The 10,451-nt window shown below is 35.4% G+C and carries 10 protein-coding genes; 6 read left to right on the top strand and 4 right to left on the bottom strand.

The window, feature by feature from the left end:
• Both BM130_RS05270 and BM130_RS05265 read right to left on the bottom strand, forming a co-directional pair.
• A partial coding sequence (locus BM130_RS05270; protein ID WP_139217719.1) for a transposase occupies nucleotides 1-394 on the bottom strand: 394 nt, incomplete at its 3' end.
• A gap of 389 nt (nucleotides 395-783) precedes the next feature.
• A complete protein-coding gene (locus tag BM130_RS05265; protein ID WP_010527339.1) occupies nucleotides 784-1,083 on the bottom strand; it encodes a Dabb family protein in 300 nt (99 codons plus the stop codon).
• Nucleotides 1,084-1,376: 293 nt separating this feature from the next.
• On the opposite strand from BM130_RS05265, the gene BM130_RS05260 reads away from it, so the two are divergent.
• On the top strand, nucleotides 1,377-2,093 hold the full coding sequence (locus BM130_RS05260) for a 3'-5' exonuclease (protein WP_010527340.1): 717 nt from the start codon (nucleotides 1,377-1,379) through the stop codon (nucleotides 2,091-2,093).
• Nucleotides 2,094-2,227: 134 nt separating this feature from the next.
• On the opposite strand, the gene BM130_RS05255 is transcribed toward BM130_RS05260, so the two are convergent.
• The gene (locus BM130_RS05255; RefSeq protein ID WP_010527341.1) at nucleotides 2,228-3,031 is read right to left on the bottom strand and encodes an alpha/beta fold hydrolase; all 804 of its coding nucleotides are present in this window, start codon (nucleotides 3,029-3,031) and stop codon (nucleotides 2,228-2,230) included.
• 2 nt (nucleotides 3,032-3,033) lie between these two features.
• Complete coding sequence (locus tag BM130_RS05250; RefSeq protein WP_010527342.1) at nucleotides 3,034-3,753, bottom strand: pyridoxine 5'-phosphate synthase; 720 nt, start codon at nucleotides 3,751-3,753, stop codon at nucleotides 3,034-3,036.
• A gap of 163 nt (nucleotides 3,754-3,916) precedes the next feature.
• Here BM130_RS05250 and BM130_RS05245 point away from each other — a divergent pair, with 163 nt between their 5' ends.
• From BM130_RS05245 to bamA, 5 genes are all read left to right on the top strand, one after another.
• Nucleotides 3,917-4,582: a CBS domain-containing protein gene (locus BM130_RS05245; protein ID WP_010527343.1), complete on the top strand. Its 666-nt coding sequence runs from the start codon at nucleotides 3,917-3,919 to the stop codon at nucleotides 4,580-4,582.
• A gap of 317 nt (nucleotides 4,583-4,899) precedes the next feature.
• A complete protein-coding gene (locus BM130_RS05240) occupies nucleotides 4,900-5,778 on the top strand; it encodes an NAD kinase (protein WP_010527344.1) in 879 nt (292 codons plus the stop codon).
• Nucleotides 5,779-6,009: 231 nt separating this feature from the next.
• On the top strand, nucleotides 6,010-6,747 hold the full coding sequence (gene porG / locus BM130_RS05235) for a type IX secretion system protein PorG (protein WP_010527345.1): 738 nt from the start codon (nucleotides 6,010-6,012) through the stop codon (nucleotides 6,745-6,747).
• 136 nt (nucleotides 6,748-6,883) lie between these two features.
• Nucleotides 6,884-7,627 (top strand): undecaprenyl pyrophosphate synthase, encoded by a 744-nt coding sequence (uppS, locus tag BM130_RS05230; RefSeq protein WP_010527346.1) that lies wholly within the window; start codon nucleotides 6,884-6,886, stop codon nucleotides 7,625-7,627.
• Nucleotides 7,628-7,637: 10 nt separating this feature from the next.
• The gene (bamA, locus tag BM130_RS05225; protein ID WP_010527347.1) at nucleotides 7,638-10,217 is read left to right on the top strand and encodes an outer membrane protein assembly factor BamA; all 2,580 of its coding nucleotides are present in this window, start codon (nucleotides 7,638-7,640) and stop codon (nucleotides 10,215-10,217) included.
• The last annotated feature ends 234 nt before the right edge of the window (nucleotides 10,218-10,451 follow it).

Here is a 10,451-nt window from a genome sequence, read left to right as displayed (position 1 = left end):
TTTCCTTGATATCCAGTTTTTTCGATATCTCACAACGGATTTGGCTTACTATCTTGTAGTTTTTTATATACTCGCCTTTCTCAAGAAAGGTCTGGCAAAAAAATTGATAATAGATATTTCCATTGAACTGCTCTATCAGCCTTTTATCTGAACAGCCCGAATAATGTTTAAGAAACATTAACGCTATTTTCCCTCGGGGGGAAAATATACTGGCCGGTCCTTTCTTGTTTTCTTGCAACTTAAATATTCGTACCAGAGCGTCCCACGGAATGGCTGTGTATATCTTTCCAAGGTCTGTCTGTAAAAACTGATTGTAGAGTAAATGAAATTTATCTTCAACAGAAAATAACGGAAGTGTCGCTTGAAAATTCGGAATTCTTTGTACCTTTATCACCGCTTGAAGAATTTTGAACCCCGTTTTTAGGCAAATGTGCCTAATTTCGGGGTTTTTTGTTTGCTCAAAGATAGTGATAATAGCTTTTCCGTCAAAGAAATAGAGTATTTTCGGAATTTCCCTAAATAAATGAAACGAGCTTGGCGACTTTTGCCACAAAAGGATATGTATAAAAATACAGAGGCAGAAGTGCACAGGCAGAAGAAGTTTTTAGTGAATTAGTCATAAGTCATTAGTGTTGATTACTAATGACTGTTGACTAACCACAAATCACTAATTTTAAGAATCATAATTAATAAAATAAGTGAATTTTATACGAATGATACGAGCATGACCAAAAGATTGTGATTTGGTCATGCTTTTTATATGGTTTTTGGGATGAAGCCCTTTCAAGTTAAATAATCAACGCAAGCGCGTTTTTCCACTATTTCCTTTATCAAGGCTAGTACCTTCAGATGTTCCGGATGGGTAGCATAGGTTTTTAGATCCTTCATGTTCTCGAATTCAGTAATGAGAGCTAGATCGTATTTTTCATCAGCATTACAATTTAGACCAACCTCTATGCCTTTTAAAACCTCAATTTTTTCATAAAGACTTTCTAAGGCTGTTTTAATTTCTTGGCTTCGGCTTTTCTTGGTAGATTCGTCTAATGACTCTTTAAATTTAAAAAGAACAACGTGTTTTAACATAGATAATTGTGTTATTGTTGATTTTTCTAATTAATATATTGATCATTGCTATTGATACCGGATTAGATAAAATATATTTTAATCTTTGAAATAAAACCTGTTTGAAACGTCATGTAAAAATACAAAAAACATGGCTATTGAGTTTTTCTTTTTTATGGTCAGAGGCCGGTCACGTCAAAAAAATTATTATTTTGCGTAGGAACCTTATATGCTGAAACATTTCAATTCTTAATAGTGATAGAAGCTGAGACTATTGGATTTTTTAAAGAAAAATAATTTAAAAACATGGAGCCATGTTGAATGATATTCCCGCCGAAAAGTTAATGTATATAGATATTGAAACTGTACCACAACAAAAAAGTTTCGAACAATTAGACGAAACAATGCAAGCGTTGTGGATTAATAAGTCGAAAAAAACTTCGGGTGGTGATGTCCCGCCTGACGAAGATTATGTAAGAGCAGGAATATATGCCGAATTTGGAAAGATTGTATGCATCTCCGCCGGAATTATTAAACCCGAAATGGGAGTTCGAACATTAAGGGTGAAATCTTTTTTCGGACATAATGAAAAAGAATTGCTTCAAAATTTTGCTGCCGCATTGAATAGTTTTACCTCCAAGCCAGGCACTAATATTTGTGGCCACAATGTTAAAGAATTTGATTTTCCATATATTGCCCGAAGAATGATTATAAATGGTATACCTTTACCGGATATTTTAGATGTTGCTGGCAAAAAACCATGGGAGGTTAAATTTATTGATACCCTGGATTTGTGGAAGTTTGGCGATTATAAACATTATACCTCTCTTAACTTATTAACTCATATTTTGGGCATTCCTTCTCCAAAAGACGATATTGATGGAAGCGATGTGGCACGGGTTTATTACGAAGAAAATGATGTGGAACGAATCGCCAGATACTGTGAAAAAGATGTTTTTGCAACTGTACAACTTTTCTTAAGACTTAAAGGAGAAGAGTTATTGGATCCTGAGAACGTGATTTCGGTTTGATACATTATAAATTTCTTTAACAACGAATGGTTGTTTTGTTTGAACCCCTTTTTTTAAAAAGAATTAGTACGCTGCCAGAGCTGCCTGACCACTCTTTATTCGCTGTAGTGATCTATAGTCTAGTCAATCAGCTTTTAATCGTCGATAAAGTACTGAACCGTTTTAGTAAACAACTCAGGTTTTTCGGCATGTACCCAATGTCCGGCTTCAGGGATAGTAACCACCTGTGAGCCGGGAAAAAATTTATTAATCACCAGGATATCCTCATCATGGATATAAGGAGATTTCTCTCCTCTGATAAAAATGGTTTCAGGCATTTTTTTGTTGGTTGGGGTCAATTGGGAAAATCCATCCATAATTTCGTTCATATTGTTTTTTAAGGCCTCCAAGTTTAATTGCCAGAAAAATTGGCCGTTATCATCTCTTTTTAAATTTTTCATTAGGAAAGCCCTTAATGCTATTGAGGGAAATGACTTTTTGAGCACCTGGTCAATTTCCCTACGATCTTTGTATTGAGAGGGATTTAATGACATTAATTCCTTAACAATTTTTTGATGATCGGCGGTCACCTCGGCATAATTTGAAAAAGAACGGTAAGATTTGGGTGCAATATCCAATACGACCAATTTTTCGATCATTTCAGGATAGTCCAAACAGAAACGCATTACCGTTTTACCACCCATACTATGACCCAAAAGGATTGCTTTTTTAAGGTTAAGTTTGGTAAATAGTTCATATAGATCTTTTGACATGGCGTCATATGTGTGTTCTGGGCTGTGGGGTGAACGTCCATGGTTTCGTTGATCAACCAATATTATTCTATATTTACTTTCAAAACTTTTGGCAATGGATAGCCAATTATCTGACGAACCATAAAGTCCATGAACAACTATTATATTTTTTTCGCCTTGTCCTTTTTCCCTAAAAAAAAGTTCCATTTTTAATCTTTGATGAGTAATTGTTTGTATTTGTTAATTGTTACTTCTAGTCCAAAATAGAGGGCATCGCTAATTAGGGCATGCCCAATAGAAACTTCCTTGATAAAAGGAATTCTTTCATTAAAAAATTTCAGATTCTGTAAGTTGAGGTCATGACCGGCATTAATTTTGAGTCCCATATCTCGAGCAATAGTTGCAGCTTCTACAAAAGGCGCAATGGCTTTTTCCCGATCTTTGGGATAAAGAGCGGCGTAAGGCTCTGTATAGAGTTCTATTCGATCGGTATTGGTTTTTGCCGCATTGATAATAATATCAGGATTAGGGTCGACAAATATAGATGTACGGATGCCGTATTCTTTAAGTTCGCCAATAATGTCTTGAAGAAAAGAAAGGTTGTTAATGGTATCCCAGCCTGAATTAGAAGTAATAGCGTCAGGCGGATCAGGAACAAGCGTCACCTGATGGGGACGTACAGTTTTAACTAAATCTATGAATTTGGGTGAAGGATAGCCTTCTATATTGAGTTCAGTTTGAATGATGGGCCGAATTTCATGAACGTCTTTATATCTTATGTGACGTTCGTCAGGGCGCGGGTGTACTGTAACACCGTCAGCTCCAAATTTTTGGACATCAATAGCTGCTTTTAATACGTCCGGGATATTTCCACCTCGCGAGTTCCGCAGGGTTGCTATTTTATTGATGTTTACGCTTAATTTTGTCATAGACTAATACAACTAAGAAATTAATAAAATGAAAAATAAAACAGATGAATGGCTTGTATGTTTAAAATATTGGCTGTAATTTTCACCGAAAGAGATTCTTTAACATCGCTCATTTTATTTTAAGAGTGTAAATTTACAAAGTATTTCGTGAAAGCGCATTTTTATGTTGGCGAAAGAATTGATATCTGACATTGTTCCTTCATTAAAGACATCCGATACAGGGGCTGATGCCTTAAACTGGATGGAGGTCTTTAGAGTTTCACATCTTCCTATTGTAAACAATAAGGTTTTTTTAGGACTGATTTCTGATACAGATATTTACGATTTAAATGCGACAGATGAACCTTTAGGCAATCATAAGTTATCTCTTGCTCAACCGTATGTCTTCGAGTACCAACATATTTATGATGTAATAGAAATTACTGCTCGTTTAAAACTAACTCTAGTTCCTGTGCTTAGCAACAATAAAGAATATCTTGGAGTTATTACCCAAAATGATTTGTTGCTTAAATTCTCCGAATTAATTGCCGCACAAACACCGGGAGGAATTATTGAGATTCAAGTAGAACCTCGTGACTACGCTCTTTCCGAAATATCTCGGATTGTTGAAGATTCTGATGCAAAGATTTTGAGTTTATATGTGTCCCAACCACAGGTGGGTGAGCAATTTAAAATTACTATCAAGCTTAATAGGGTAGACATTTCGGTTGTGGTTAATGCTTTTGAAAGGTATGGTTATAAGATTAAATCTACTTATGTTAGCGACCCCAAAGTTGATGATACTACTCGACGTAATTTCGAGGCGCTCATGAAATACCTCAGCATCTGAGGCAAATTTCTTGTCTAATTATGTATCTTCGTTTTTAAAAATGAAGTGTGCATGACTTTATAGGATTGCCACATAAGTATGTATAAAACACTTTGTCATGCTAGTTTCATTCGGCCAATGAGTTAAACAGATTTTATATGAATGAAACGAGCATGACCAAGAAGATTTGTCTCATAAAAAAATATATAGGCAGAAGTGCTCAGGCAGAAGGCAGAAGAAGTTTTTAGTCAACAGTCATTAGGCCTTAACTAATGCCTAACCACTAAATTACTAATTTTAAGTTCATTAGACCAATGAATTAGATAAATTTTATACTGATGAAAATAGCCATATTTGGAAAAAGTTTTGGGGAGGTTTTTTACAACAATTGTCACCAATTATTTGATTATTTGCATCAAAAATCTATAAAGATTTACATCTACAAGCCGTTTTATGACTTTTTATTTGAAAAAGTTAATTTAAAGCCTGAAGTTAAAGGTTTTTTTTCATCTCCGTATGAATTGCCTATGGTTGATATGGTATTTAGTATAGGTGGTGATGGCACCTTTTTGCAAGCCGTAACCTTTGTTAGGGATACTGGCATTCCTGTGGTGGGTATAAATAGTGGAAGGTTGGGTTTTTTGGCTGATATTTCACGTCATGAATTACCTGCAGCTCTTTATGAAATTGAAAAGGGATTATTCGAGGTTAAGAAGCTGACTTTATTGGAATTGACATCCCCAAAAAAATTAATAGGGGACTTTAACTTTGCTCTTAATGAACTAGCAGTTCATAAGCAGGATAGTTCATCCATGATTACTATTCATGTTTATTTAAATGACCAATTTTTAAATTCGTATTGGGCAGATGGTTTAATTGTGAGTACTCCAACCGGTTCCACTGCTTATTCTTTAAGCGTTGGAGGTCCAATAATGCATCCTGCTTCACAAAGTATTATAATAACACCTATTGCTCCTCACAATCTGACAGTTAGACCATTGGTTATTCCTGATGATATGGAGCTTACATTGAAAGTAGAAGGTAGAGGGGGTAAATTTCTTGCATCACTGGATTCAAGAAGTGTGGTTGTCGATCAATCTACAGAATTAAAAATTAAAAAGGCTGATTTTACTATTAATATTGTTGAAAGAACCAACCAGAGTTTTTATTCAACGCTTCGGAATAAATTAATGTGGGGTGCTGATAAGAGGAATTAATTTTTATGGAATGAGCATGACCCAAAAAGATTGGTCGCCGCAAGATAATGTAAAAAAGTGCACAGACAAAAGCAAGAAGGCGGAAGTTGAATTTTTCGGCTCCATCATTTGCAGGAAGGGTGGAATTCCTATTCGTCCAATGATATAAATAATTTTTTACGAATAGAAAAAAGGCAGCAATAAAGCAATTTTGTTTACGTTTTTGAATAAACCTATTCAATCTAAAATTTAATGCCTAACGGTTATCGGATTTGTTTTGTTATAGCTGCAGCGTTCATTTTATTTTTTCCAGGAGCTAAAGGTCAGGAAAGAATTGAAGCAGGTTTTATTTTGGGTGCCTCATATTATCAGGGAGATCTTAATTCTGGAAAGCTGTTTTATCGCGCTCAGCCTGCACTAGGAGGATTAATGCGTGTTGTGATCAATCATAGGTTGGCTTTGAAGGGGGCTTTGACAATGGTTAATATTCAAGGCGATTATCCTGCCGCAGAAATTTTTTATCCTAGCCAGGTGGGGTATTCCTCTGGACAATATCATTTTGAAAGGACAATGGCTGATATCTCCGCCCAACTGGAAATTAATTTTTTCGAATATGACAACCCCTATCGTCGAGAAGAGACTCGTTTTACCCCTTTTATTTCTACAGGTATTGCTTCAACTTTATATCGTAGATATAATTCAGATGGTTCAGATAATTCTGAAAACCCACATTTTATATTATCTTTGCCGTTCGGCATAGGAATAAAGTGGAAACTTTATGACTGGATGCATATTGGCATGGAATGGAACTTTAGAAAAACATTTGTGGATGATTTGGATAAGACCGTAAGTGGAGCTATTGATCCTTCTGATCCTTATGGTTTTGACCAATATTCTTTGTTGCATAATAATGATTGGTATTCTTTTGCAGGAATATTTGTTTCCATTGATCTCTTCCATAGAAGTATTCCATGCAATGCTGGATATTAATGTCATATTGATAGAAAAAATTTGTAGATAATTGAATTCTGCTTTATTTTTTATGCCAGTTTATATTTTGACTTGTAAGCTCCGGGGTTTTATTAACTTTCGGGCAGTGAATGTTTAGTGCGAATTATAATATTCTATGTCAATAAAAGAGCAGCTTGATAAAGAAAAACTGCCGAAGCATGTGGCCATTATTATGGATGGTAATGGCCGTTGGGCGCGTAAACGTGGTAATGCAAGGGTCTTCGGACACCAGCATGGTGTAAAATCAGTGCGGGAGGTGACCGAAGCTGCCGCAGAATTGGGATTAAAATTTCTTACCCTTTACGCCTTTTCTACCGAAAATTGGAGTCGGCCTAAAACTGAAGTAGATGCTTTAATGTCTCTACTGGTTTCAACCATTTCTGCCGAAACCAAAACCCTGATGGATAATAATGTAAAACTCAAATCTATTGGTTGTAAAGAAACTTTACCTCTCGATGTCCAGGAAAAACTATCGGCTTGTATCGAACAAACAAAACATAATGATGGACTTACTTTGGTACTAGCTTTAAGTTATAGTTCGAGATGGGAAATTGTAGAGGGTGTTAAAAAAGTGGCTGCAGATATTCTGTCTGGTAAACTTAGTATAGAGCAGATTAATTCAGAAATATTTAGCAGATACCTTGAAACTTCAGATATGCCTGACCCTGAGTTGTTAATAAGAACCAGTGGAGAATTACGTATTAGTAATTTCTTATTGTGGCAAATTGCCTACTCAGAATTGTATTTTTCCGATGTATTATGGCCCGATTTTCGTAAGGAACATTTCTTTAAAGCCCTACTCGAATATCAGGGACGTGAACGACGTTTCGGTAAAATTAGTGATCAGGTTAAAAAATAAATTTATAGTAATGTTGAAACGCATAGTTGTTGTATACCTTTTTTTGATTTTTTCTTTTGCATCTCTCTTTTCTCAGGAAGAATCTCCTGTAATTTCTTATTCCGGAAAACCCAAAGAATATATCATTGCCGAAATTAAAGTAACCGGCGATTTAAATAATGATCCCAATATTTTGGCTAATCTTTCGGGGTTAAAAGTTGGACAGAAAATTACTGTTCCCGGTGAAGAGATTTCTGATGCTGTTAAGAAATATTGGGAATACGGTCTTTTTTCGGATGTAAAAATTTCGGCCGAGAAGATTGAGGGCAATAAAATTTATCTTAATATTTACCTCCAGGAACGGCCGCGATTGTCCGAAATTAATTTTATCGGGCTTAAAAAATCGGAAATTGAGGACATTTCAAGTAAAATCTCTATGATGAAAGGTACTCAGGTAACACCTTACCTGGTAGATAGGGCCGAACGCTATATAAAAGAACATTTTGTTCAAAAAGGCTTCTATAATACTGAGGTTACGATTGTTCAGAGAGATGACCCTGATAACCCAAATCATGTTTTCCTGGACGTGGAAGTGGATAAAAAAGAAAAAGTTAAAGTCAGAAGCCTTCGTTTTGAAGGTAATGAAGTATTTTCTGACAACAAGTTAAACCGCTTCATGAAAAAAACTAATGAAAAGGGTAAGCTTAAAAACTTTTTCCGAACAAAAAAGTTCGTTCAGGAAGAATATGAAAATGACCTAAAGAGCATTATTGAAAAGTATAATGAAAATGGATATCGTGATGCCTATGTAGTTTATGACTCGATATCAAAAAACCCAGATAATACTGTTGATATTGTTATTGGTATAGATGAAGGAAATAAATATTATTTTGGTAATATTACATGGGTAGGTAATACTGTTTATCCAGGTCCATATCTTAGTGAAAAACTTCGTATCCAGAAAGGGGATGTCTTTAATCAAACGTTATTGGAAGAAAGACTTTATATGGATGATGATGCCGTTCATAATCTATATATGAATAATGGCTATCTATTTAGTAATATAGAGCCCGTTGATGTTCGGGTATATAATGATACCGTTGATTTGGAAATGCGTGTATATGAGGGGCAACAAGCCACCATCGATAAAGTCATTATTAAAGGCAACACTAAAACGCATGAACATGTAATCCGTCGTGAACTACGCACTAAGCCGGGAGAACTATTTGATAAATCCGAATTAATCAGAACCGTTAGGGAGCTTTCTCAATTGGGCCACTTTGACCCTGAAAATATTAATCCCGTTCCTATTCCCGACCCTGATAAAGGGACTGTTGATCTTGAATATAATCTTGTAGAAAAAGCTAACGATCAAATTGAACTGTCCGGAGGATGGGGTGGAGGAATGTTCGTAGGCTCTCTTGGACTTAAATTTACCAATTTCTCGGTGCGCAATATTTTTAATAAGGAAGCTTGGAGGCCTTTGCCTACCGGTGACGGACAGACTTTATCCCTGAGGGCTCAAACTAACGGAAAATATTATCAATCTTACAGTTTTTCATTTGTTGAACCATGGCTGGGTGGCAAAAAACCTAATTCTTTTAGCGTTTCATTATACAGGTCAATACAAACGGGTACTAGTTCTGGGTATTATTACGGTAACCCATATAGTAATATTTATGGTGGGTATGGTTACAGTAGTTATGGTTATCCTTATTATGGAAGTTATTATTCGCCACTTGAGGAAGATCCGGATGAACATATGAAAGTGACGGGTGTTTCCGTTGGATTTGGAAAGCGGTTAAGTTGGCCGGATGACTTTTTCCAATTTTATACTCAAGCCAGTTATCAACGTTATGATTTGAAAAACTGGATTTATTTTTTAATGCAAAATGGGAATAGTAATAACTTGAGTTTCAAAGTAATGCTTTCCAGAAATTCAATAGATAATCCCTTATATACTAGAACCGGATCTAATTTCACCTTAGGACTTGAATTGACTCCTCCTTATAGTTATTTTGATGATATTGATTATTCTAGTGAAGATCTTTCTGATTCAGAGAGGTATAAATGGATTGAGTATCATAAATGGACTTTTAAAGGAAGTGTTTTTAAACCTTTGGATAATGCGCTTAAATTGGTGTTGATGGCTAAAGTGGAGGGTGGATTTTTGGGCTATTATGATGAAAACAAAAAATCTCCTTTCGAAAAGTTTGTGTTAGGAGGAGATGGTATGTCAGGATATAGTTATTATGGAAGTGAGACTATTGGACTTCGTGGTTATGAAAATGCTTCGTTAACACCATTAACCGATGGAAGACAGGATGGAAACATTTATAATAAATTATCATTAGAGTTAAGGTATCCGCTTACGTTGCAACCTTCAGCAACCGTATATGGTTTGGTATTTGCCGAAGCCGGTAATTCCTGGTCCGAATTTAGGGATTATAATCCTTTTGGATTAAAAAGGTCAGCAGGAGTTGGAGTTAGAATATTTTTACCTATATTCGGACTGATGGGAATTGACTGGGGATATGGTTTCGACGAAATTCCTGGAAGTCCTGATGCAAATGGTGGTAACTTCCACTTTGTGATTGGTCAAAGTTTTTGATTTAGAGGTAAATAATTGGTCTGGTTTTTGTCATATATCGATATTGCAGTTTATAGCTTGAGCTATTAAAATTTAATGTGTTTGTTTTTTAGGTAATCATCCTAAAATATGAATATAACCAGGAATGCATGCCACAACAAAAACATGTAGTAAAAAGGCAGAAGTGCACAAGCAGAAGACAGAAGAATTTTTTAGTGATTAGTGAATAGTCATTAATGGTGCTTACACTAATGA

The organism is Thermophagus xiamenensis, assembly GCF_900112795.1.
Classification (GTDB): domain Bacteria; phylum Bacteroidota; class Bacteroidia; order Bacteroidales; family Marinilabiliaceae; genus Thermophagus; species Thermophagus xiamenensis.
This window is presented reverse-complemented; position numbering and strand designations above follow the sequence as displayed.